The organism is Deferribacter abyssi, from assembly GCF_049472655.1.
Classification (GTDB): domain Bacteria; phylum Chrysiogenota; class Deferribacteres; order Deferribacterales; family Deferribacteraceae; genus Deferribacter; species Deferribacter abyssi.
On sequence record NZ_JAQNCS010000001.1, the window covers coordinates 1 to 25606 of the forward strand.

The 25606-nt window shown below is 29.2% G+C and carries 22 protein-coding genes and 2 tRNA genes; 13 read left to right on the forward strand and 11 right to left on the reverse strand.

Translation table 11 applies throughout. The features are described 5' to 3' along the window. Window positions 1-109: 109 nt before the first annotated feature. A complete protein-coding gene (locus tag OWK30_RS00005; protein ID WP_423322319.1) occupies window positions 110-367 on the forward strand; it encodes an SHOCT domain-containing protein in 258 nt (85 codons plus the stop codon). A 422-nt stretch (window positions 368-789) separates the two neighbouring features. Here the strand turns inward: OWK30_RS00005 and OWK30_RS00010 are convergent. The 6 genes from OWK30_RS00010 to OWK30_RS00035 all read right to left on the reverse strand — a co-directional run bounded on the left by OWK30_RS00010 (window position 790) and on the right by OWK30_RS00035 (window position 5796). Next, window positions 790-863 (reverse strand) — tRNA-Met (locus OWK30_RS00010). Between the two features lie 36 nt (window positions 864-899). Then, window positions 900-976, reverse strand: a tRNA-Met gene (locus OWK30_RS00015). 69 nt (window positions 977-1045) lie between these two features. After that, the gene (gene hypD, locus OWK30_RS00020) at window positions 1046-3466 is read right to left on the reverse strand and encodes a trans-4-hydroxy-L-proline dehydratase (RefSeq protein ID WP_423322321.1); all 2421 of its coding nucleotides are present in this window, start codon (window positions 3464-3466) and stop codon (window positions 1046-1048) included. A 1-nt stretch (window position 3467) separates the two neighbouring features. Continuing rightward, window positions 3468-4415: a glycyl-radical enzyme activating protein gene (locus OWK30_RS00025; protein WP_423322323.1), complete on the reverse strand. Its 948-nt coding sequence runs from the start codon at window positions 4413-4415 to the stop codon at window positions 3468-3470. Beyond that, window positions 4360-5043, reverse strand: coding sequence for a GntR family transcriptional regulator (locus OWK30_RS00030; protein WP_423322325.1), 684 nt, complete (start codon window positions 5041-5043; stop codon window positions 4360-4362). The genes OWK30_RS00025 and OWK30_RS00030 overlap by 56 nt, the downstream gene beginning before the upstream one ends. Before the next feature lie 159 nt (window positions 5044-5202). Then, a complete protein-coding gene (locus tag OWK30_RS00035; protein WP_423322327.1) occupies window positions 5203-5796 on the reverse strand; it encodes a peroxiredoxin in 594 nt (197 codons plus the stop codon). A 220-nt stretch (window positions 5797-6016) separates the two neighbouring features. On the opposite strand from OWK30_RS00035, the gene OWK30_RS00040 reads away from it, so the two are divergent. The 8 genes from OWK30_RS00040 to OWK30_RS00075 all read left to right on the forward strand — a co-directional run bounded on the left by OWK30_RS00040 (window position 6017) and on the right by OWK30_RS00075 (window position 15901). Further along, window positions 6017-6766: an NAD-dependent protein deacylase gene (locus OWK30_RS00040; RefSeq protein ID WP_423322329.1), complete on the forward strand. Its 750-nt coding sequence runs from the start codon at window positions 6017-6019 to the stop codon at window positions 6764-6766. Then, window positions 6759-7250, forward strand: a complete 492-nt coding sequence (locus OWK30_RS00045; RefSeq protein ID WP_423322331.1) for an HIT family protein — start codon at window positions 6759-6761, stop codon at window positions 7248-7250. The genes OWK30_RS00040 and OWK30_RS00045 overlap by 8 nt, the downstream gene beginning before the upstream one ends. Next, the gene (locus tag OWK30_RS00050; protein WP_423322333.1) at window positions 7247-7549 is read left to right on the forward strand and encodes a lipopolysaccharide assembly protein LapA domain-containing protein; all 303 of its coding nucleotides are present in this window, start codon (window positions 7247-7249) and stop codon (window positions 7547-7549) included. Before OWK30_RS00045 ends, OWK30_RS00050 begins: the two co-directional genes overlap by 4 nt. A 51-nt stretch (window positions 7550-7600) precedes the next feature. Then, complete coding sequence (locus OWK30_RS00055) at window positions 7601-8605, forward strand: tetratricopeptide repeat protein (protein ID WP_423322335.1); 1005 nt, start codon at window positions 7601-7603, stop codon at window positions 8603-8605. A gap of 289 nt (window positions 8606-8894) precedes the next feature. Next, complete coding sequence (mutS, locus tag OWK30_RS00060; RefSeq protein WP_423322337.1) at window positions 8895-11450, forward strand: DNA mismatch repair protein MutS; 2556 nt, start codon at window positions 8895-8897, stop codon at window positions 11448-11450. A gap of 604 nt (window positions 11451-12054) precedes the next feature. Beyond that, window positions 12055-12735 carry a 23S rRNA (guanosine(2251)-2'-O)-methyltransferase RlmB gene (gene rlmB, locus OWK30_RS00065; protein WP_423322339.1) on the forward strand — a complete coding sequence of 227 codons (681 nt, stop codon included), beginning with the start codon at window positions 12055-12057 and terminating at the stop codon, window positions 12733-12735. Next, window positions 12732-14501: a hypothetical protein gene (locus OWK30_RS00070; RefSeq protein ID WP_423322341.1), complete on the forward strand. Its 1770-nt coding sequence runs from the start codon at window positions 12732-12734 to the stop codon at window positions 14499-14501. The genes rlmB and OWK30_RS00070 overlap by 4 nt, the downstream gene beginning before the upstream one ends. 161 nt (window positions 14502-14662) lie before the next feature. Further along, window positions 14663-15901, forward strand: coding sequence for an EAL domain-containing protein (locus tag OWK30_RS00075; protein ID WP_423322343.1), 1239 nt, complete (start codon window positions 14663-14665; stop codon window positions 15899-15901). Between the two features lie 51 nt (window positions 15902-15952). Here OWK30_RS00075 and OWK30_RS00080 read toward each other — a convergent pair whose 3' ends face one another. From OWK30_RS00080 to OWK30_RS00100, 5 genes are all read right to left on the reverse strand, one after another. Beyond that, complete coding sequence (locus OWK30_RS00080) at window positions 15953-16729, reverse strand: ABC transporter permease (protein ID WP_423322345.1); 777 nt, start codon at window positions 16727-16729, stop codon at window positions 15953-15955. After that, window positions 16710-17717 (reverse strand): ATP-binding cassette domain-containing protein, encoded by a 1008-nt coding sequence (locus tag OWK30_RS00085; RefSeq protein ID WP_423322347.1) that lies wholly within the window; start codon window positions 17715-17717, stop codon window positions 16710-16712. Before OWK30_RS00085 ends, OWK30_RS00080 begins: the two co-directional genes overlap by 20 nt. Before the next feature lie 95 nt (window positions 17718-17812). Further along, window positions 17813-18769 (reverse strand): tungstate ABC transporter substrate-binding protein WtpA, encoded by a 957-nt coding sequence (gene wtpA, locus OWK30_RS00090; protein ID WP_423322349.1) that lies wholly within the window; start codon window positions 18767-18769, stop codon window positions 17813-17815. Beyond that, a complete protein-coding gene (locus tag OWK30_RS00095) occupies window positions 18762-19655 on the reverse strand; it encodes a substrate-binding domain-containing protein (protein ID WP_423322351.1) in 894 nt (297 codons plus the stop codon). Before OWK30_RS00095 ends, wtpA begins: the two co-directional genes overlap by 8 nt. Window positions 19656-19796: 141 nt before the next feature. Next, on the reverse strand, window positions 19797-20555 hold the full coding sequence (locus OWK30_RS00100; RefSeq protein ID WP_423322353.1) for an SDR family oxidoreductase: 759 nt from the start codon (window positions 20553-20555) through the stop codon (window positions 19797-19799). Between the two features lie 36 nt (window positions 20556-20591). On the opposite strand from OWK30_RS00100, the gene ilvA reads away from it, so the two are divergent. The 4 genes from ilvA (at window position 20592) to OWK30_RS00120 (ending at window position 25597) form a co-directional block, all read left to right on the forward strand. Beyond that, the gene (ilvA, locus tag OWK30_RS00105) at window positions 20592-21809 is read left to right on the forward strand and encodes a threonine ammonia-lyase (protein WP_423322355.1); all 1218 of its coding nucleotides are present in this window, start codon (window positions 20592-20594) and stop codon (window positions 21807-21809) included. After that, the gene (gene dnaA, locus OWK30_RS00110; protein ID WP_423322357.1) at window positions 21802-23133 is read left to right on the forward strand and encodes a chromosomal replication initiator protein DnaA; all 1332 of its coding nucleotides are present in this window, start codon (window positions 21802-21804) and stop codon (window positions 23131-23133) included. The genes ilvA and dnaA overlap by 8 nt, the downstream gene beginning before the upstream one ends. A 364-nt stretch (window positions 23134-23497) precedes the next feature. Then, window positions 23498-24607: a DNA polymerase III subunit beta gene (dnaN, locus tag OWK30_RS00115; RefSeq protein WP_423322359.1), complete on the forward strand. Its 1110-nt coding sequence runs from the start codon at window positions 23498-23500 to the stop codon at window positions 24605-24607. Then, window positions 24608-25597 carry an AAA family ATPase gene (locus tag OWK30_RS00120; RefSeq protein ID WP_423322361.1) on the forward strand — a complete coding sequence of 330 codons (990 nt, stop codon included), beginning with the start codon at window positions 24608-24610 and terminating at the stop codon, window positions 25595-25597. Window positions 25598-25606 lie beyond the last annotated feature (9 nt).

A 25606-nucleotide genomic window follows, 5' to 3' on the forward strand; every position in this document is an offset into this window, starting at 1 on the left:
TGTAAATCCTTGGGGTTTTGTAATGGGACCTTTTCCAGACAACTATGATAAAGATGATGATTAAAAGGGGTGGGTTTTACCCATCCCTTTATCTATAAGGGGGTAAGCTATGATGCATGGATTTGGTGGTGGATATGGATTTGGATTTTTAGGGGTGTTTAATATGATTATATGGCTAGTTATATTAATAGCAGTAATTTATGCAATTTTTTATCTTATAAAAGGTTTGGGGTCAAATAAAAACATAGAGAAATCGAGTTCACATGAAGCCTTAAACACATTAAAACAAAGATACGCAAAAGGTGAAATAACCAGAGAGGAGTTTCTCAACATGAAAAGAGATTTGGAAAATTGGAATAACGAATAGCCTAACCCGTAACTGATAAGCAAAAGAAGGTATTCTAGCACAACAATATAAAGCTATCTATACCACATCTTTGAGTTTCTTTTATTCAGCTTTTAATGTCAATAAAAAAATTACAAAATTGCCAACTTAAAAGTTAACAAAAGTGTTAACTAATTTTTGCATTATTTTACATAAACTTATATGACAGAACCGCAAGAATGATAGAAACTTTAATTTGTTATCAGTTTCGAACTATTTTTCAGCTGTGTTGAAAAATAAGAAAGTTGAAAAATATGGTAGATTACAGGAGGATAAAAGTTTTACACAAAATCAATGGTACAATGATTTGCACTGAAAGTTGTAAAATAAGCGATATATTTATATTCTGTAAATAAACCTAATGAAGATTAATAAAATATGAAATTGTCGATTTATAAATAAGATGGCGGCACAGGGACTTGAACCCCGGACCCTGCGGATATGAGCCGCATGCTCTCACCAGCTGAGCTATGCCGCCATACAAAAAAACCGGCATGAAGCCGGGTTATTTACTTGGTTGCGGGGGCCGGATTTGAACCGACGACCTTCGGGTTATGAGCCCGACGAGCTACCAAACTGCTCTACCCCGCGTCAGCGAATTGTTAATATATAAACATTTTATAATTTGTCAAGTACTTTTTGATTTATAGATTCTCTATTTTATACCGTTTCATGTTCTGTTCTCTTTATAATCTCATCCTGTAATTTCTCATTTAAATCACAGAAATAATCGCTGTACCCTGCAACACGAACAATAAGATCTCTATATCTCTCAGGATGCTTTTTTGCCTTTTTAAGCGTTTCTGCATCTATCACATTAAACTGAATATGGTGACCATCCATAGCAAAATACCCTTTTATCAAGCCACATACAGCATCAATCCCTTTTTCCGTTTGCATAAATGATGGAGTAAATTTTACATTCAACAGACTCCCTCCAGTTTTTAAATGATCCATCTTTGAAGCCGATTTTATAACTGCTGTAGGACCATTTCTATCACAACCTTGCACTGGTGATATTCCTTCAGAAAGCGGTTCGTAGGCGAACCTACCATCAGGGGTTGCTCCACAAACTTCACCAAAATAAACATGACATGTAGTTGGGAGCATATTAACCCTAAATTTTCCACCTGGTTTTGTTGTTGCACGTCCGTCAACGCAACTAAAAAATGATTCAAAAATTTCCTTCATTATACTATCGGCATAATCATCATCATTGCCATATTTTGGAGTTTTATTCCATAGAATCAACCTCTCTCTTTCAAAACCATTAAAATTTTTATGAAGCATCTCCATTAACTGCGCCATGGTGAACCTTTTATTTTCAAAAACATGGTACTTGATTGCAGATAAAGAGTCTGTAATAGTACCTATCCCAACCCCTTGGATATAAAGAGAGTTGTATCTAGCACCACCCGCATTGTAATCCATCCCCTTTTCGATACAATCATCTATAAAAATAGATAAAAAGGGAGAAGGTAAATATCTCGCATATATCCTCTCTATTATAAGGTTCCCTTTTATCTTTACGTTTATAAAGTATTCAAGTTGTTTTTTAAATGCATCCATTAATTCCTCAAAGCTTTTGAAATTATTTACATCCCCTGTCTCAACACCAATTTTTTCCCCTGACAAAGGGTCAATTCCATTATAAAGAGTTACTTCAAGCACCTTAACAAGATTAAAATAGCCAGTAAGAGCATAATTTTCTTTACCAAAAGCTCCAGCTTCCACGCAACCACTTGTACCACCATTTCTTGCATCAACTAGACTTTTATCCTGTCTCAACAATTCTTGAATAACCGCATCAGCATTGAAAACTGAAGGCTGACCAAACCCTGTCTTTATTATATGCAAAGCTTTTTTAATAAATTTATCAGAACTTTTCTTGCTAACATGAATACTAGTACTCGGCTGCAACAACCTCATTTCTTCTATAACATCAAGAATGAGATAGGTAAGTTCATTAACTGCATCACTTCCATCTTCATTTAGTCCACCAAGATTTATTTGAGCAAAATCTGTGTATGTAGCACTCTCTTTTGCAGTTACCCCTACCTTTGGCGGTGCAGGCTGATTATTAAATTTTATCCAGAAACATTCCAATAATTCTTTTGCTTTTTCTTTGGTAAGTTTACCTTCTTCAATATCTTTTTTATAAAAGGGGTAAAGATGTCTATCAAGTTTACCAGGATTAAAAGCATCCCAGGTATTTAATTCGATTATAACTCCCAAATGTACAAACCAATAATATTGTAATGCCTCATGAAAGGTTCTCGGAGCATTTTCAGGTACCCACTCACAAATCTCAGCAAGATTTAATAACTCCTCTTTTTTAACAGGGTCATTCTCTTCCTTAGCAAATTCTCTCAACTTTGCTGCATGTCTTTTTGCATAGATTATTATACCTTCTGCAGCATACTTCATACCAACCAATTGTTCTCTTTTATCTAAAGCAATGGGGTCTTTTTCAAAATCAAGTCTATTAATTCTATCATCTATTTTTGCAATAAAATCTTTCATCCCCATTCTGTAAATTTTATCATCCAACACCGTATGGCCCGGAGCTCTCTGTTCCATAAACTCCGTAAAAACACCAGCTTTGTAAGCACTCATCCAAGCTTCATCCATCTCTTTATAAATCTTTTCTCTTATTGTTCTTCCTTTCCAAAAAGGAATTATCTCTTTTTTATAAAGCTCAAATACCTCTTCGCTTACTTTATAAGGCACCTTTTCTCTATCATTTAACAGCTTCAAATCCTCTAAAGTATGACAGCAAACCTCTGGGTAAGTAGGTGTCCCCTTCGGCTTATCCCCTCTTTCTCCCACAATTAGCTCATCTTTATCTATATAAACCGTTTTCTTCTCCATTAAATACTTAATTGCCTTTCCCCTCATAATAGGGATAGATACTTCTCTATTATTTTTATAAAATTCTGTTATTAATTTTGCTCGCTCTCCACTAATATGTTCTATTGCTTCAATACTTTTTCTTCTGAGTCTTCTTACTCTGTCTGTAGAACCTCTTTCAAGATATTGTTCACCTGTAGGAAAATGTAAAGCACATGTTTTTACAGCCATATTATCCCCCTATGGTTACATCAAAATTGTTTTTTTCAAAAAATTCCCTAAATTCTTCTATTCTTTCCCTCTCAAGAGTAAGTGATTCATCCAAAAGATAATTCATGTTCAGTCTGCGGTATTTTTCAAGCATAATATTATGAAACGGTAAGATATCCACACCAGATACATTCTCAATTTTACTAATAAATTTTAAAAACATTTTCAAATCACTCTTAGAATCGTTTACCCCTGGAATTAAAGGAATTCTAATCCTAATTTCTTTTGCAATTTTAGATAATCTTTCCAGGTTTTCGAGAATCAACCTGTTAGACACCCCGGTATACTCTTTATGCTTTAAATCATCTATTATTTTTAAATCATAAAGATACGTATCAATATATCTATTACACTTTTGAATTTTGAAAAATTCCACATATCCACAGGTGTCCACAGATGTATGCCAACCTTCAATTTTAGATAATTTTAAAAGTTCATATAAAAATTCAAACTGAACAAACGGCTCCCCACCTGAAAATGTAACTCCCCCTTTAGAATATCCATAAAATATCTCATCTTTTTTAATTTCATTTATAACTTCACTCACTTCCATCTCTTTACCCACTATCTCAATGGCATTTGTAGGACAATCCATTATACATACTCCACAAAAGCTACAGGAATCGTCCAAATACATGTTTTCATCTATTTTTATGCAACTTTTAGGGCAAACTGACTCACATGTCTTACATTGAATACATCTATCTATATAAAAAATCATTTGAGCAGAAAGCTTTTGACTCTCCGGATTATGGCACCATAAACACTTCAATGGACAACCTTTGAGAAACACAGTACTTCTGATACCAGCACCATCATGAACAGAGTATTTTTTAATATCAAATACTATCCCTTTAACCACCTGACATCTCATTGGAGTAGTACTGTAAAATATATTTTTTCTGCACATTAAAGGACCAATGCACATCACGGATATAATTAGCAGCTTTAACAAATTCTCCTATTCTTAAAAATTCCACAATTTTGGCATGTTCATGTAAAGAACTGTATTCCCACTCAGGCACATAATCTTTTTTACGAGGAAAATCATAAAGACGCTGTTTACAAACTTCCAAGGTACGCAAAAGGGGAGTATTGCAGCTTTTACTGAGATATATATTATGGAATTCTACATTTTTTTCATAATATAAATCAAAATCATCCTGATTAAGAGCCTGCTCCATCTCATCATTTAACTTTTCCATTTTATCAAAATCTTCAGCAAGCATATTATCAGCCACACTCAAAAGTACAGAACTTTCCAATCCACCAATCATTTCATAATAATTTTTTATATCATCCAAAGTTAAATCATTAACAACAACCCCTTTTCTTGGTAAAATTTTTACAAAACCATCAATTTCAAGCTGTAATAACGCATCTCGAAGTGGGGTTTTGCTAATACCAAGCATTATACATAATTTATTTATATCGATAAAATCGCCTCTTTTTAATCGCCCATCATTAATTTCCTGTTTTAAATAATCATAAACCTGCTCTCTAAGAGATTTTGTGTAAAGTATTTTAGAATTTGTCATAAAACTCACCTCTTTGATATCTGATATATCAGATATCGTCTTTTATGTCAAGCTGTGATTCCATGTTATACCAAAATAAACTGTTTAGAAAATAAAGTTAAAAGAATTATATATTATAAAAAAGCCGCCCAAACAGGGCGGCAAATTTGGGAGGTTCTATTAGAAGTGCCCCTGTGGTACCTTTTTGAAAAAATCTTTCATCTTTTCCGGATCAGGAACCATTGTTTCCTTTCCTGGCTCCCAACCTGCAGGGCATACTTCACCATGTTTTTTTGTATACTGAAGAGCATCCAAACTTCTTAAAATCTCTTTTACATTTCTACCGATTCCCAAATCGTGAATAAGTTCAAATTGAACTACACCATCAGGATCTATGATAAAAGTAGCTCTCAGTGCCATGCCAGCTGGCAAAAGAACACCATAATCTTCAGAAATTTTCTTTGTAAAATCAGCAACTAGTGGATACTTAATATCACCTAGTCCTCCTTCTTCTCTAGGAGTATTGATCCATGCAAGATGTGAAAATTTACTATCAGTTGAAACTCCTATAACCTCACAATTCCTCTTTTGAAATTCTTCATACGCATCGCTTAAAGCTGTAATTTCAGTTGGACATACAAATGTAAAGTCAAGGGGATAGAAAAAAAGAACAACCCACTTACCTCTGTAATCCTCTAATTTAATTTTCTTAAACTCTTTGTTTACCACTGCATCTTCTTCAAAAAGTGGTGCTTTCTTAGCTACTAAACTCATCACATTACCTCCTTATGCTTTATTTATAATAATTCTAATTAAAAATTCTGTGATTGTCAAGACTTTTTTAAGATATTTTTTGTCTCATTTATGATTTTTAATTGAACAAAAAATCTTAAAATCTTCTATTTATAATTTAACTATTTTTCATGAAAAAAAATTAACCTGCCTCAGCAATCTTAAAGTTGATAAAAACTAAATCATTTGATATATTTCAAAAATGAGCAAAATTAACAAACTAGCTGAAAAAATAGTTAATTCGAAAAATATTGTCTTCTTTACAGGCGCAGGGATAAGCACTGAAAGTGGAATTCCAGATTTTAGATCACCAACGACTGGTTTATGGAATAAATATTCTGATCTTGACTTTATTACCATCGATGGGTTTAAGCGCAATCCTAAAAAATTTTATGATTTTGCTTTAGAAACATTTGATACAATATTTAACGCAAAACCAAATGATGCACATTATTTTATATCGGAACTGGAAATAAAAGGAAAAGTTAAGGCCATTATAACCCAGAATATAGATGGACTCCACCAAAAAGCAGGTTCTAAAAATGTCCTTCAATTACATGGCGATTTAACAAAATCAATATGTTTAAATTGTAATGTTCAATATTCAACAAGAAGAATATTTGAAATTGCTAAGAAACTAAAGACCGCACCAACATGTCTACAATGCGGAGGTATTATTAAACCAAACGTAGTATTTTTCGGTGAATCATTACCAGAAGATATATTGGAAGAATCTGTTACTTATTCGAAAAACTGTGATCTTTTCATTGTTATGGGATCTTCACTTGTAGTGATGCCAGCAGCCCTCTTACCTGGTTATGCAAAAGAAGCCGGTGCAACTGTTGCTATTATTAACAAAACTTCAACACCATACGATTCTCTTGCAGATATTGTAATAAATGATACATTAAGCAAAACTGTAAACAAGCTGGAAGAGGTGATCAATGGATAAACTTTGGGCACCATGGAGAATGAAATATATATCAGGTGTACATAAAGATGAAGGGTGTATTTTTTGTACAAAGCCAAAGGAAAATAATGATAGAAACAATCTTATTTTATACCGTGGGAAACATGCTTTTATCATGATGAATTTGTTTCCTTACAATAACGGACACCTGATGGTAGCACCCTATAAACATACCGGCAATATAGAAGATTTATGTGACGATGAACTTCTTGATATAATGCATTTAGTTCAAAAAAGTATAAAGGCTATAAAAAAATGTATGCGTCCTGATGGTTTTAATACTGGATTTAATATTGGTAGAGCTGCAGGAGCAGGCATAGAAGCTCATGTACACTTCCACATAGTCCCTAGATGGATTGGGGATACTAATTTTATGCCTACATTGGCTGGGACAAAGGTTATTTCTGAGCACATTCTTGATACATATGATAAAATCTATAAAGAAATACATATGGAGGATCTATGAAAACTCTTAGTACAATTATAAAAACAATTATTATTGCATTAATAGCTCTTTTTGCTGCTTTTAATATGCAATCAGTAGATATAAAGTATTTTTTTAATAAACCACCTATTCAGTTACCTCTTTTTTTTGTAGTACTTGCTGCTTTCATCCTAGGTGTGATAATTTCTGCTTTTATAGCATTTACCGAAAAAATTAAATTAAAAAAAGAAATTAATTCATTAAAAAAGGAAAATAAAGAATTGGAAAAAGAAATTATTAGGCTAAAAAATTTACCTTTAAGCAAAGAAAAAGAGGAGTAATTTTATTATATAATGATTTTAAAAAAATTTTTAAAAAATCTGAGGAATAAAGTGGATGATAAAAGCAAAAAATCTTTTTTAAAAGGGTTTGGATACTTAATTAATCAAGAGTACGATAAAGCGTTAGATGAATTAAAAGAGGTTGTGAGAAACAACACCCATATGGTGGAAATGTACGTTGCCTTAGGAACGCTATTTAGAAATAAAGGAGAGTATTTAAAAGCTATACATATCCATGAAAGTGCTGTGGGTGAAAAAAACTTAAAAGAAGATTTAAAAAAGCAAATTTTGCATGAATTAGTATTAGATTACAAACTTTCAGGACAATTTGAAAAAGCGATTTACTATCTCAATACTCTTTTGAAAATCGACAAATCCCCAGTTTTATATAAACTAATGGCTACCCTTCTTTTCGAAAAAGGGGAATATGAAAATGCAATAAAATTTTATTCGAAATATGCAAAACTTTCTAAAAAAGATATAAGTAAGGAAATTGCTTATGGCTATTTTAAACTATCAGAGAAAACTTCTGACCTTAAAGGAAAAATTAAACAGCTTAAAAAGTCTATAAATTCCTTTTCCTCATTTAGACTCGCAAATTATGAGCTTATTAAAGTTTATAAAAAAATTGAAAATGATAAGTTATTGTATAATCAATTAAACTGGATTATTGATAACGATGTTTTCTTTAAAAAAGATGATATTAATTTTGTTTCAACTATTTATTATGACAAAGAAAAACTAGATGAGTTTGTAAAAAAATGTATTGGTAAAGTATCAACTAAAAATAAAAATCCTATTTATTATATATTTTTGTCAGAATACTTCAGTAAAAAAGGGGATAAACAAAAAGCTATCTCAATTTTACAAGACTTTCTAAAAGAAAAGAAAATAAATATTGTAGCAAAACAATATGTTTTATTTAAAGAAGATGAAATTTTATCAAACCTTTTTGATGAATATCTGTACATTTGTAAAAAATGTGGTGAATCTTTTAACGATTATTACGATATCTGCCCTAGATGTAAATCTATTCAAACATTATTTTTCAAATAAATACCACTTATAATCACCGGTAATGCCCATCTTGTAAACTTTGAAAATACATCTGAATAGATCTCTATCAACCCACATCCTAACAAAAAATAACTTTTAAAAATGAAGTTTTATCTATACATTATAATTTGACAATATATGCTGTTGAATTATAAATGAGAATAGCTAAGTTTAATTTAAAAATTTTAATGCTTAAATTGAAGATGTTTTGTAAAGTAATATGGGTAACTCTTTAAATTTATAATAAAGTAAATTGATCTAAAAAAATAACGGAATAAAAAAAGCAACTATGGATAAAAAAGACGTAAAACTTACTCCAATGATGAAACAGTATTATGAAATAAAAAATAAATACCCAGATTGTATTTTGTTTTTTAGAATGGGTGATTTTTATGAAATGTTCGAAAACGATGCCATTGAAGCATCAAAAATCCTTGGAATTGCATTAACATCAAGAAATAAAAAAGATGAAAATCCTATCCCTATGTGTGGTATTCCATATCACTCATATCAAAGTTATCTTGATAAATTGATTAATGCTGGGAAAAAAGTTGCCATATGTGAACAGCTTGAAGATCCTGCTACAGCAAAAGGGATTGTAAAAAGAGGAGTAATTAGAGTAATAACTCCAGCCACAATTATAGAAGAAGAGTCCATAAAAAGTGCAGATTACAACTTTCTTCTATCCTTTTACAAAGATAAAGACAGTTATTACGTTGCTCTTGTAGATACATCCACTGGTGATCTATTTATAACAATAGGAAATGACTTAGAAAATATCATTGAAAAATGGTCCCCTAAAGAGATTATAGGTAATAAACCCTTGAATAATTCAAAAATCAACTCACAAATAATCAACTATCCCACATTTGAAAAAACTGTTGAGTCTACAATATGCGACCATTACAAAGTAAGTAGCTTGAAATCACTAGGTTTAGATAACGTAAAGTTTGCCAAACCTATTTATTTTGCTATCAAATATTTTGATGAGCTTCTTTTAAATATAACAATTAAACCACCAGTTTTACTCACAGTAGAAGATGAGTTATATCTTGACTCTGTAGCAGTAAATACACTAGAACTTGTAAAGAATTTAAGAGATGGTTCTACTAAAAATACTCTTTTTGAGTTGCTGAATTTCTGTAAAACAGCAATGGGAGAACGTTTATTAAAATTATCTATACTTCGCCCATCAAAAAATCTTCAACTTATCAGATGGCGTCAAGATTTAATTGAAGCATTTATATTTAATCAAGAATTAAAGTCAAAATTGCAGGAATTGTTATCAAAAGTTTATGACCTTGAACGTATAGCCTCTAGGCTAACTGCAAAAAAATCAAATGCTAGAGATCTTATATGGATAAAAAATTCCATAGAAATTCTACCAACTTTAAAAAAAGTATTATTGTCTGCAAATCATCCTGTTTTAAAAGATTTTGGAGAACAGTTTGACACCTTGGAAGATATATTCGATCTTATAGATAAAAGTATTGTAGATGATCCTCCTTTTCAAATTACAAATGGAGGAGTAATAAAAGAAGGTTTTAACAATATTATTGATGAATTTCGTGAAATTAAAAAAAATAGTACCATATTACTTGCAAAATTAGAGCAAAAGGAAAGAGAAAAAACTGGTATAACAAATCTTAAAATAAAGTTTAATAAGGTTTTTGGCTACTACATAGAAGTTTCCAAATCACATCTTTCAAAAGTGCCTTCCTATTTTATCAGAAAACAAACACTAGTTAATGCAGAACGATTCATCACTGATGAATTAAAAGAATTAGAGATAAAAATTATGGAAGCAGACACAAGATTAAACGAATTAGAATACGAGCAATTTTTAAAAATAAGAAAAAACGTGGAGCTAAATGTTGAAAGATTGAGAAAACAAGCTTCATTAATCGCAAATCTTGACATGCTTCTTTCCCTTGCACACTCTGCCATAAAATACAATTATATTCGCCCAATCATTGATGATACTGATGAATTAAAGATTTTAGAAGGTCGTCATCCGGTAATAGAGCAGAAAACAGATGAACCTTTCGTCCCGAATGATATTTTTTTAGACACTAATAAAAACAGGCTTTTGATAATCACCGGTCCAAATATGGCAGGTAAAAGTACTTATCTGCGTATGACTGCTCTCATCACCATTATGGCACATATGGGAAGTTTTGTCCCTGCAAAAGAAGCAAAAATTGGTCTTGTGGACAGAATTTTTACACGGATAGGAGCAAGCGACAATCTTGCTAAAGGAGAGTCCACCTTTATGGTGGAAATGGTAGAAACAGCAAATATATTGGGAAATGCCTCTTCAAATTCTCTTATTATACTTGATGAAATCGGGCGAGGTACATCCACTTATGATGGCCTTTCCATAGCATGGGCAGTGGCAGAATACATAGCAAAAAACTTAAAAGCCAAAACTCTCTTTGCAACCCATTATCACGAATTAACAGATATTGCTCTGACTACCGACGGTGTAAAAAACTATACAATTGACGTAAAAGAATGGAATGACGAAATTATATTTTTAAGAAAAATTATACCAGGCTCTGCAGATAGAAGTTATGGTATACATGTAGCTAAACTTGCTGGATTACCTAAAGAAGTGATAAAGCGTAGTAATGAAATATTAAAACAACTTGAAAAAAATGAATTTAGTATGGAAGGATTACCTAAAATTGCCAAAAGGGAAGAAATAGTTATAAAGGAACCTATACTAATTTTTGAAGAGAGTCCAGTTATTGAAGAATTAAGAAAAATTGATATAAATAATATAACGCCCCTAGAGTCATTAAATATTTTACATAAATTAAAAGAGATGCTTAATGAAGCATAGCATAACAATATTAAAGTTTGCAGTGTTAAACCCTTTTTTTACTTTTAATTTTCTTTTCGCATATATCCCTATATGGGTTCCTTTCGTTTTATTTATCGAAAAAAAAATAAATTTCTCACAATTTGTTAGTATGCTAATTTTAATAGGTCTTACTAAAACATATATATTTTCTTATCCATTCGAAATAAATCCTTTTACTCTATTTTTAAAAAAAGTAGGTAACTTCTTTTTGACTTTATTTTTATTATTCTTTTTGCCGATGTTTATACTTTCTCTCAATTTTACTCTTTATATACTTAGCAATTTGTCACCTTTTATCGTTATAACTTTTATCTTTTTTCTATCACTTTTCTTTGTTTTCAAATACAGATTATCAAATATTCAACCTTTTAAAATATTGTTAAACAACATATTCTGGCTAACAATACTCTTTTCAGAAACTACACAGATTAAAATTTCTATAATAATTTTATTTTTCTTTGTTTCTATAATCCATTACAAAAATAAAATGGAGGCTGTAATTTAAACCTTCCTTAAGATGATTAGATATGTAAAAGAAATGAAACTTTTTAAAAGTTTAAAAATATGAGGAGTAACAAAAATTATGATTATTTATGGTAAAAATCCTGTAAAAGAAGCCCTAAAAAGTAAAAAAGCTAAAAAACTTTTTTTTAGAGATGAAATATGCATAAAATTTAGTGAAAACATCCCTTATGAAATCTTGCCAGCGTCAATTTTTGACAAAAAATTTCCAAAATCTGCTCAATCTATTGCAGCAGAAGTCCCTTTTAAGTATTACAATTTTGAAGAAGAGTATGAAGACTTAATTTTAGAAAAAAATATTGTCGTCCTTGATCAGATTAAAGATCCACAAAATTTCGGTGCAATAATAAGAGCTGGCCATTGTTTTGGTATAACCTATTTCATAGTGGCAAAAAATAATCAATGCCCTGTTACTGCAACAGTTTTTAAAGCAAGTGCAGGCAGTATTATTTATTCCAAAATTGTTCAAGTAACTAATATTGCAAGAACTCTTGATAAACTACTTGAAGTAGGTTTTTTCGTTTCTGCTGCTGACATAAATGGAAAAAAAACACTCTCAAAAGTTTATAACACAGAGCGTAATTGTATTGTTTTGGGTTCTGAAGAAAAGGGAATAAGACCTAATGTTTTAAAACGTGCACATATCACATTCAAAATTGAAATGAACGGTCAAATAGACTCACTTAATGTATCGCAGTCATCAGCTATTATTTTTTATCATTTTTTTAAGGGGAATCAATGAATTTAAAGGACACTCTAATAAAGTGCGGTTTTTACGAAGTCAATAATTCAGTAACTCTACAAAAATTTTTTAAAATTTTAAATAGTTATAAAGGAAATTATGGCTACATAACAGTAGAAGGTAAAAACTTTAAAACAGTCTTAATCAAGGGTACTTATAAAAATTTTATAAAAGAGATAAAAAGTGAACACTCCCTTCCAAAATCTATTTACACAAAAATTGCAGAAATTATTACTTCTTTTGAAAGGGATAATTTTGAACACATAGAAATAGATGCTGGAACAGATGATAAAAATTTATACCTTTTGAAATGTAAAAAAATTCCAAAACCAATTAAACGTTTTGATAAACGAGATATTTTACCCTTTCCTCCACTTACACATATAGAATATTCTCTATTTCACGATGGGTTAACAAAAGAAAATACACTATATTCAAACAATTTTTTCTCTTATCTGCTACCAGAGACGTTATCTCCCTTCTCAGCATCCCTTTTCAAAATATTTGAAAATGTACTAAATCCATTCTTTATGGAAAACAATATCAAAACCTTGGAACCATCAATAAAACATATATTTGGAAAACCTTTTATAAATAAAAATAATCTTGATATAGTTTTTAGGACATTAAAAGGAAATGATCATTTTTATTTACTCAATTATGCACCTCATCTTTTTTTAAAATTAAAAAAAATAAAATTTAAAGAATTTGACCTTAATATAATAAAAAACATTAATTTTGAAAATTATTTTGACGATGCAAGAAATTCCTATGAAGAACTAAATTTTGAGCAATTTCTTGATAATTTGTTCGTTGTTGTTGCTAATTTAGCTGCCATTTTCTTTATTTTCTTTTTTAAGTTTAATAACGCTTTTACAACTCTTTACAACACTCAACCTGACATTTCAAAAATTTTAAAAGTGATATATCTTTCAAGACAATCAAGTTTAATAACTAATAACCAAACACTATATCCATTTTTTGACTTTTCATACAACAAAACTAATTTCTCAAAGATATATGAGACAACTACTTATGATTTAAATACTCTTTTAAAAGAATTCTTTCCAAAAACCAGATTGGCTTTGAAAAAAAAGAAACTTATACAAGCTATATCTGAGATACATAATTTACTTGATATAAAAGATAGAGCAGTTCTTTTTGCCAACAATATTTTCGATAAAGTAAAAAAAATTATTGAAAACAAAAAAGATGAGCTAGTAGAAAATCATAAACTTAAAAAAAATATATCCCCCTTTAATTTTGATTTTAAAGAATTTACAGATATTTATAGTGATAATTTCTACGCCAATTATTTATTTAATTACTGTTTTAAAATATGGCAATTTGAAAGGTATTCTTTTCAAATTGTTCCAAATGAAATCTTTGAAGAAGATATTCCACAAAATCATAGTATAGTTTCAAAAATGATCTCAAAATTTAATAATATAATGACATTTCACCCTTTAATTTTTTTTGAAAAAGAGATTAAAGGAAAAACTTTTTATTTAAAAAGTACAAAAGATGAAATTGAAACTGATTCTATTATTTATTCAAAATCTATACCATTACCACTATTACCCAAAATTAATAAAGCAAAAGCCATAATTGTGGAATCAGCACCGGTTTATTCATATCTCATGGAATATGCGACAGTAACTGATACATCTATAATTACTGGTTTAAGATTTTCACCTATGTTTTTTGGTAATTCTATACTGCAACTTAAAAATAAGACTTTAACTATAGAAAAAAATAGTAGATAATTCCATTTATAAATGGAAACCTTGAAAACTATTAGAGCTATTATAGGAGCAATAGCTGGTGCCATATATGGTATAAAAATATTCCTGATAGATTTTTAAAATATATTTACAGCTCTAAAATATTAAGTTACAATAGCATTAAGCAATTCTTAGGATAATCAATGCATGCATTAATACCAAAAATAAAAAACAAATTACATACTAGCCGAAATAAATATTTAAAAAAATTAACACACAACGAATGTTGTATTGTTCATATAGATATTAATAATTTTTCTTTTTTTAGATTTAAATATGGATTTAATGTTACTAACAAACTATTGGAAATTATATCAGAACGTATATTATCTATACTTTCCGATGAAGACTTTGTTGAAAATATATACGCTGACGATTTCATTGTTTTTTTAACTGGTAATAAAAATGATTGTTTTAAAAAAATAAAATATTTAAAAGAAGAGTTGGATAAACCTATTTTATTAAATGAAAATACCAAAATTAAGCTTTATTATAGAATTTCTGTAATTCATTATCCGAGTGATATTCAAAATCTCAATGAAGCAATTGATTATTTAATAATGTTTTCAAGGTTTATTAAGTCAAAAGAGCCAGAAGGTATTTATTATTTTGACAAAACAGAATCACCTATTTTTGAAAAATTAAAAACATTTATTGATTTTATATATGACGTTAATTTTGATAAACATCTTGTACCCGCTTTTCAAGGAATCTATGATTTAAATTCAAATAAAATCTTTGGCTATGAAGTGCTAACAAGAGTTTATTATAACAGTAAAATTTACAATGCATCACAACTTATCGATATGTTTCAATATTTTAAAATCAACATAAAAAGTGATGAAGTAATAATTAACAAAGCACTTCAATATAAAATTGACACAAATGATCATAGTGTTTATTTTTTTAATATCATACCAGAGTATTTTTACCAATACATTGAAATGATAACTTCAATACTTGATGCATATAAAAACAAAGGACTCAATACTAGTGAAATCTGCATTGAACTAACAGAAATATCAGAATTTTCAAAATTTGATGAAATCAACAAAACTTTCAAACAATTAAAAGAACAATATAACTTGATGTTTGCTATAGACGACTTTGGATCAGGATATTCAAACTTAAATGTTTTCACCTCTTTGCATATAGATTTTTTAAAAATAGATAAAGAGCTAATAGAAAATGTTAAAAACAATCCAATTACAGGATATCTTTTAAAAGCTGTTACAGAACTCTCTCTGTTTAGAAATATTGCTATCATAGGTGAAGGAATTGATTCTGCTGAAAAACTACGCTTTATCAATAAACTAGGATTTGACTATGCCCAAGGATTTTATATTTCAAACCCTAAAGTCCCAGAAAAATTCTTAACTTAAATTACAATAAAAAAAATTAAAATTTTTTGACTTAATAACCAATAGACAATCTTATCGTAAACTATCTCGATTATTTAAAAATCTTACAATTACAAAGATAATCAAAGAAAACATTATCATAGCAGCTGCAACAGGCGCAGAATATTTTAAACCAAAATTATTAAACCTATCATAAATCAAAACAGGTGCTATCATTGGATGATAAGCTATTATTACCACAGCACCAAATTCACCAAGCCCTCTTGCCCACATCATTAGCATTCCATTTACAATATCCCTTCGAGCATTAGGAAGTACTACTCTAACAAAAGCAGAAAACCAGCTTGCACCAAGTGTCCTTGCCACATATTCATACTTTATATTAACCTTTTTAAACCCTTCTTTTGCTCCATTTATTAGATAAGCGGCAGATAAAAACATCATACCAAACATAATCCCAATTGTACTATCTATCAGTTGTATTTTTAAAAAATCAAAAACTTTAGCAAAAAAACCACTATTAAAAGCTACAAGCAGTGCAATACCAGCAGCCGTGTGCGGAATCATTGTAGGGATATCAATTATCCCTTCAATAATCGATTTTCCAAAAAAATCATATCTTGCAATTAAATATGCAAGGGGAATACCTGTAACAAATACACAAACAGTCGCATAAAAAGAAACTTTAAATGTTAAAATAATCGATTCAAACACCTCTTTTTCACTTACAGTATTAATAATTTTAATTATACCATTGTTATAAAACAGCTTAACTACTGGAAAGGCAAGAAAAAAAATAATTATAACACTAAATATAAAAAAAACTGCTTTATTTATCCTTTGTCCCATATTTATCTCTTAAAAAAGATATATCTTTTTTATCAATATTCATAAAAACCTCTTCCCCCTTTGTAATATTTAGTTTCATCAAATTACCATTCATTTTCACAAAAAGTTTCATTTTTCCATATATTAAATAAATTTTTTTATGATCAATAAAAGGTACTATTTCATCCACAACACATTTAATAGAAATATCTTTTGTTGGCTTTTTATCAAGAATAACTTTTGTGGGATCAACTGTAAAATAACCTTTTATCTTATTATCAAGTAATGAAGAAGGTATGATATTCTTAAAACCTAGAAATCTTGCTGTTTCAAGATATTTTGGTTTATTTAAAATATCACTAGCATTGCCATATTCAACTATTCTTCCATTCAAAATAACAGCCATTTTCTTGGCTAAAAATGCAGCCTCTCGAAAATTATGAGTTACATGAATCACTGAAATACCATATTTTGGCACTATTTTTTTCAAATACTCCATTATTTCATAACGAAATGATGGATCAATTGCACTGAGAGGCTCATCAAGTAAAAGTATTTCCGGCTTTGACATTAACGCCCTTGCTATTGCAACTCTCTGTTTTTCTCCTCCGCTGAGGTTATGAATATCTCTATTTAACAAACCTTCTAACTGTAAAAACTCTATAATCTCATCAAAAAGTTTTTTATACTCTTTTATTTTTCTATACTTAATGGAAAAAAGGATATTTTCTTTTACTTTTAAATTCGGAAACAAAGCAAAATCCTGATATACAAACCCAAAACATCTTTTTTCAGGAGCAATATCTGTAATATTTTTATCTTTAAAAAAAATTTTTCCTTTCCTAACTTTGTTAAAACCAGCAATCGTTTCCAACAACATCGTTTTGCCACTGCCAGTTTTACCAAGTAAAACGAAATATTCATTTTCTCCAATAGATAACTCATCAATTTTTAATTCAAAACTTTCTTTTTTTACAAAAAGATTCTTTATATATAAAATGTTACCCATCTTTTACATACTCAAAAAAGTAGTAATAACCTTTATTATTTTAAAAAATCCTCTTAACAAACTTTATTTCATTTAATGATTGATTACTGGAAAATCTATTTACTTTCTAAAATGCTAGCATTACCTGTAATTACTGGTGGTTCAATAAACCGCTGTCCGTTTTCTTCCATTATCTTTTTTCCTTCTTCAGAAAGCAAAAATTTTATAAACTTAACAGCTCCTTCCTTGTTTAAAGGTAATTTATCACCATGCTCCACAATTGTAATACCATAAACCATAGGAGCACCTTTTTTTTCTATCCATGTACCTGGTTTTTTACCTGTAATCTTAAATGATACATTTTTATAGTAATCAGCCAACTCACTATCACCAAGAGATACTTCTTTAGGTAATTCCAAAAACTTCAATCCATGTTGCTTTGCAACCGATTTATAAATAAAAAGATAGTCTATAGCATGAGCTTCAAGTAATCCCAAAAGGTCAGTCTCTTTAGGCCTTACAATTATCTTCTTTTTATTCTCCTCTCCATTTTCATAACTATCACCATATCCAAGAAGTCTCTCAAAAAAACCTTTTATTCCATAATATTTTTCAACAAGTTTAGCTACAAGCATACTTCTATAACCACACGGATCCAAATTTGGATTGGAATGCCCCACTTTTACACCTTTTTTTAGAAGAATTTCAGGCCAATTATTGGAATTTACCACATCAGCATATTTTGATTTTTCTGTATATGCAATTGCCATTTCATTAGTAACAAAATGGATATTAAACTTCGCATATTCTGGAATAAGTAAGTTATCAATAACTTTGTAATCTGCACTTGCCATAATATCAGCAGGTCTTTTCAGTTCTGTAATTTTTCTAGCACAAGCTCTACTACCAGCAGCTTCTCTTACCACATCATATTGAGGATATTTTTTCTCAAACTCTTTTTCAATTTGTGCAAAAGGAACACTAAGGCTACCTGCATGAAAAACAATTATTTTCTCTTTTGCAAAACCAAAAGTAGTAACTATTAACAAAATTAGAAAAATTTTTTTAACCATATACTATCCTCCCACTTATTTTAAAATTATAACCATCTGTAATAGGTAAGCTTTTAAATGACTTTTCCCTTATAAACTCAAGAAAATTTTGAATTTCTTGGTTGAAATAAATCTTCTTTAATAAAATCATATCAAAACGCTCATCAAAAATTTTAATAAAATTTAAATTAAAGAAATTTGCTACCGATTTTGTTGTAATGCCAAAAAGCTGTCTATTTTGCTTAACTAGCATTCCAACTTCTAAATGGGTATTAACAATCTTTTCATCAAAAATATCTTCAGGATTTAATTTTTCTTTTCTTATCATCTCATTCTGCAATATCCTAATACCTGAACCAGTTTGCCTTTGAATCAGTTTTAATCCATTTTCATAAAACTCTTTTAAACTTTTATATGAACTATTCGATACAAAACCTACTTCTCTAAAAAAAAGATTCACAACCACACAATTAGCTGCAACTTTTCTCTTCTTTAAATAAGGGATATTAAAATCATTTTCTTCAAAATCGTATAGATGTGAAAAAGCTATATGAGCTCTCTGATAAATAACATCTTCAACTCCATTTTTACTTCCTACATTACTATAAAAAATTCTCTTCAAAGTCTCTTTGAAATATCTTTCAAAAATGAAAGGGAGCAAAAAATCATCCGAGCCTGAAATTAAAATAATATTTTTTTCTAACAAATTTTTCAAACTTGAATCGGAGATATTATTAAGTGAACTCAACTTTATATAATCCAGCAGTTCATTTTTTGGAAACAGCCATTTTCCAGTTATTTTAGTAGCAGGCAAAACTCCAGTTTGAGCTAAAACATAAACCTTTTTTTCATTGATACTAAGTAACTCAGCTACCTCTTTTGTGGTTAACAAGTGTTTTATTTCCATAATATGTGCTATAACAGAAAATAATTACTTTTTCAAACAAAAAATAACAAAACAAAAATATTAATTAAAAATATTAAATTTTAAACATATGTTTAAAATGGCTTCAGAAAGATTACAACATACTTAAAATTAAAATATTATTTAAAATGGATATTCAGTGAGGCCTCCATCCACAACTAAAGATGTACCTGTAATATATGAAGCTTCCTTAGAAACTAGAAAATAAGCCGCATTGGCAAATTCTTCTACATCAGCAATTCTTTTTGCAGGTATTATATTAGCAATACTACTATAAACCTCTTCATATTTTTTATTTTCTCTTTTCATCTTATCTTCAATCAAAAATTTAACTCTATCAGTAAGTGTATAACCAGGAGCGATTGTGTTTACAGTTATTCCAAAAGATGCCACTTTTTTTGCTAAAGATTTTACATAGCTCGTCAGAGCCGCTCTTAAACAATTTGAAATGAGTAGATTATCAATAGGTTTTTTAACTGATACACTCGTAATAACCAAAATTCTACCATATCTCTTTTTCATCATAATTTTTGCACATTTTTCTATTATTTTTACAGGATTTAAAAATATTGAATCAAAATGCGATTTCCAATCTTCATCAGTTATTTCAAAAACCTCTCCAGCTTTAGGGCCAGGTGAATTTATTACAAGAATATCAAACTCTTCTTTTTCAATTGTTTTCAACAAGTTTTCCACATCTTTCCCTTCAAAAATATTGCATTTAACACCAACACAACTTTTGCCTAACTCTTTTTCAATACTAGTAATATTTTTTTTAGACGATGATGTAAAAAATGTTTTTATTCCATTATTTACCAGTTTTTCCACAACAGATTTTCCTAACCCTTTACTTCCAGATGTTACAAGTGCTTTATATTTCATAATAACCTCCAAAAAAGTTGACTAATTCCTTTCTTAATGTATAACTACAATATCATGTATAGAGAAATTATCAATGCCTATGAAAGAATCAAAGGTTTTATAAAAAATATTCCTCTTTATTATTCTAATATTTTTAGTGAATTAAAAGATGGAAATATTTATCTAAAACTTGAAAATCTCCAAAGAACTGGTTCTTTTAAGATTCGTGGTGCTTTAAACTGCATGCTAAAAAATGCTGAAATATGCAGAAATGGTGTTATTGCAGCTTCCGCTGGTAATCATGCACAAGGTGTAGCTTTTAGCGCAAAAATATTAAATATCCCTGCAACAATCGTAATGCCTGAAATTACACCTTTGATAAAAATTATGAACACCTCTAAATATGGCGCAAAGGTTATTCTTCATGGTAAAACTTATGATGATGCTTATAATAAAGCAGTAGAATTATCTAAAAAAGAAGGGCTTTTTTTTATACACCCTTTTGAAAATGAAGACGTTATAGCTGGACAAGGTACTATTGGATATGAAATATTAAATGAACTTACGGAAATAGACCAAATTCTAGTACCCATAGGTGGTGGTGGTTTAATTTCTGGGATAGCTACTTATGTAAAACATGTCAATCCGGATACAAAAATAATAGGAATACAAGCTGACAATGCAGCAGGCATGTATTACTCTCATATGCGTAAAAAAGTAGTTACATTATCCTCTTCTGCTACTATTGCAGAAGGGATTGCTGTAAAACGTGTTGGGAATAAAACTTTTGAAATATGTGAAAGTTATGTTGATGATGTCATTACTGTATCAGATGATGAAATAGCATATGCAATACTTCAGCTTATTGAACAATCTAAATTGGTAGTTGAAGGTGCAGGGGCTGTAGGAATAGCAGCCATTTTAAGCAACAAAGTTAATGTAAAAAATAAAAACACTATTGTAATAATTTCAGGTGGAAATATCGATGTAAATTTAATATCAAGAATAATAAACAAAGGTATGGTTACCACAGGAAGATATTGTCAAATAATGGTAAATGTAAAAGATATGCCAGGATCATTATCAGCTATTACAGGCATTATAGCTTCACTTCAAGCAAATATTTTAGATATAAAACATCATAGGTTTGACGCAAATCTTCCAGTTAATTATACAAAAGTTATTTTTGATCTTGAAACAAAAGGATTCAATCATATTGAAAAAATAATTTCTGAATTAAACAAGGCTGGTTTTGAGGCTAGGGCAAATGGGTAGTGAAAGAATATGGGAAGAGGTTTTAAAAGAAGCAAAAAATCATCTTTCTGAACAAATTGTTAATACGTGGCTTAAACCAATAAAAGTTGGTGAATTAAGAGGTGATTTTATTCAACTCATTGCACCAAATAAATTTTATAAAAATTGGATAGAAACAAAATATCTTTCTTTAATAAAAAAGATCTTTAATGAATCGCTTTCTATTGAAGCACAAACAATTCAAGTAATTACGAAATTATCTGAAAAACAAAAAAAACCTATAGCACAATCAGTCTCTTCAGCTGTAACAGTAGATGTTTTTACTTCTAACTTGAATAAACAGTATACATTCGATAATTTTGTTGTAGGTAATTCTAATAATTTTGCTCATGCTGCATGCCTTGCTGTTTCAGAGGGTTATTTTCATACTTATAATCCACTTTTTATCTACGGTGGTGTTGGGTTGGGTAAAACACACTTAATGCATGCTGTGGGCAATAAATTATTAGAAAAATTTCCAAAACTAAAAGTATTATACATATCAAGTGAAAACTTTACAAATGAAATGATTTCATCATTGAAATCTAAAAAGATGGATGAATTTAGAGAAAAATACAGAAAGATTGACGTTTTATTATTTGATGATGTTCAGTTTTTAGCTGGAAAACAGAGAAGTACTGAGGAGTTTTTCTACACCTTTAATTCATTATACGATTCTCAAAAACAGATAATACTCACATCAGACAAAACTCCAGATGAAATACCTGAAATGGAAGAAAGATTAAAAAGTAGATTTGCCTGGGGTTTAATAGCTGATATTCAACCACCTTCTGTAGAAGAAAAAACGGCTATTTTAATGAAAAGAGCTGAGCAGATGAATATTCCTCTTGATGAAAAAGTAGCTCTTTTTATTGCTGAAAACCTAAAAAGTGATAATGTTAGGGAATTAATAGGGGCATTAATCAGATTATCGGCATATTCTTCATTTAATGGTGAACCAATTTCCGTTGAACTTGCAAAAAAAACTCTTGATAAATTTTTAATTAAAAAAGACAAAATCATAACATTCGATTCAATTTTAAAAGTTGTTTGTGAATATTTTAACGTAAAATTAACGGAATTAAAATCTAAAAAAAGAACAAAAAGTATAGCTTATCCTAGGCAGATTGCTATGTTTCTTATGAGAGAAAAATTAAATTGTTCATTAAGTGAAATTGGTGAAATTTTTGGAGGTAGAGATCATTCAACAGTTCTACACTCAATAAACTCAATAGAAAAAAAAATAAAAAAAGATAAAGAACTAAAAGAAATTATAAAAATCCTTGAAAAAGCTCTTTACGAGTAAACTCAATAAACTTCTCAGTAACAAATAATTAATTGTTTCATCTAGTTTAAAAAGAGACATGTTTTTTAGATTTTCGGCTCAAAAATAAATTAAGCACAAGATTATTTAATAGTGAATTCTCTCATAAATTTCTAATAAAACATAAAGCAATTAAATGTTTAAAATATTGTGTCAAACTTGTTTATAACTACACACAAGAATTATACTGTGGAAAAACCAACATTTCTCAACATATATAATAATATTTTCAACATATAAAATATCACTTAACACACTTAAAAATAAAACAAATTTCTGCTTGTAAACAATTCCAAAATGCTATATTACTATTATTACTATCTTTAAATAAATTAGGAGTATAATAATGAAGTTTAAATGTTTGAAAAACGATATTGTAGAACTAGTCAATCACGCAAACAACTTCACTACTTCCAAAAACTTAAATACAATCTTACAAAACTTATATATAGAAGCCGAAGGTAATGAAATAACCATCAAATCCACCAACTTACAAACAGCATTTACAGGAAAATTTGAAGCTGATATAGAACAAACAGGTACAACCACAATACCAGCAAAAAAATTTGCAGAAATCTTAAAAGAACTTCCAGATGGCAGCATAATTAACGCAGAATTTACTGGATCAAAATTCATAATCAAATGCGGCAAATCAAAGTTTACACTCTCAACCCTACCACCTGAACATTTCCCCACCATAGCAGACATAACTCCAGAGTATTTTATAAGACTTAAATCAGAACAGCTAAAAGTTATGTTTGAAAAAATACAATTTTGTATATCAAATGATAGATCAAAACCTGAATACACAGGTGGCCACTTCAAAGTATTTGGCAATAAATTAGAACTCTCAGCGGCTGACTTTCAAAAGATTGGTGTAACCGAGTCAAATTTCGAAGAAGAGTTTTCCGATGAATTTACCATAAACATCCCTAAAAAGACAATTACAGAACTCATCAAAATCCTTGACATTAATGAATATATTTCAATCGAAACAGATAGAAAACAGGCCATATTCAAAACTGGTAATATAACTATATACACAAAGCTAATAGAAAAATATATTTCAAGTTTAAATAAGCTTTTCAATATTGAATACAAAGTAAGCGTAAAGCTTCCAAAAAGCAAAATATTAGAATCTGTAAAAAGAGTTTCTACGTTAACAAGTGATATTACCCATGCTGCTGTTTTCTCTTTTAATCAAAACCAATTAGACATATACAGCCTAGAAACAGAATATGGACATGGATATGAATCAGTTGATGGTATAGAATACGAATACGAACCAATGGATATAATCTTAAACACAAAACACGTAATTGACATTTTAAGTCACATAGATTCGGAATTCTTTATAATGAAATTAGTAGGCAGAAAAAATCCAATACTTTTTTATCCTGACGATGATTGGTATAAATATCTGCTCACACCAATATCAATAGAACGTAAACACTAAATGATTTTGAAAGAACTTAGTATAGAAAACGTTAGAAATCACGCACAAAAAAAATTCAATTTTGAAAAAAAAAACTATATAACTGGTATTAACGGAGCAGGAAAAACTAGTATTTTAGAAGCAATTATAGTTTCTATAAGCAGAAAAAGCTTTAAAACTAACAAACTTTCTGATATGATAACCATCAAAAAAGAACATTCTATAATAAATGCGCTATTCGAAAAACATAATTTTGATTATAAATTTCTACTAAAAATCGAAAAAAATAAAAAATACCACTTATTAAACGGAAAAAAGATTGAGAAACTTCAAGACATAATTATTAATTTTCCAATATTTATACACTCACCTTACTATGAAGGATTAACCGACAAGAGCAATAGAAAAAAACTCTCATTCATTGACAAAACCTTATTCTTCATAAACAAAGAATACAGAATTTTATTGAAAAAGCACAACAGATTAATAGAACAAAAAAAAAACCTCTTAATAAAACACAGAGACTACAAAAATATAGAAATATACAATGAAATGATAACTGATTTACTAAAAAAAATATTGAATTATAGAAAAGAACTTCTCAATTCTATAAATGAAAGATTAAGAAATCACAGCACATTAAAACATATACACTTCGAAATTTATCAGGAAAACATACGTAATCTTATAAACAAGGAGAAAACTATAAATAAAAGTTTGTTAAGTTCAAACTCACAAACAATAAAAATAACAAACAGAGACAATATAAATATAGAAAATCTACTCTCATTTGGTCAAAAAAAAGAATTATCCATATTCACTGTATACTCAACTCTTAAAATTATTGAAGAAAACAAAAAAGATGATATAATAATCCTTTTAGATGACTTCGAAGCAGGTTTAGATGAAAAGCGGGTAAAAATATTTTATGAGCTTTTTTCTAAAAACCAGATTATCATAACTGGCGTGGAAAAAAAATATATAAAAAATATAAATACAATTAATTTGTGAAAGGTGAAT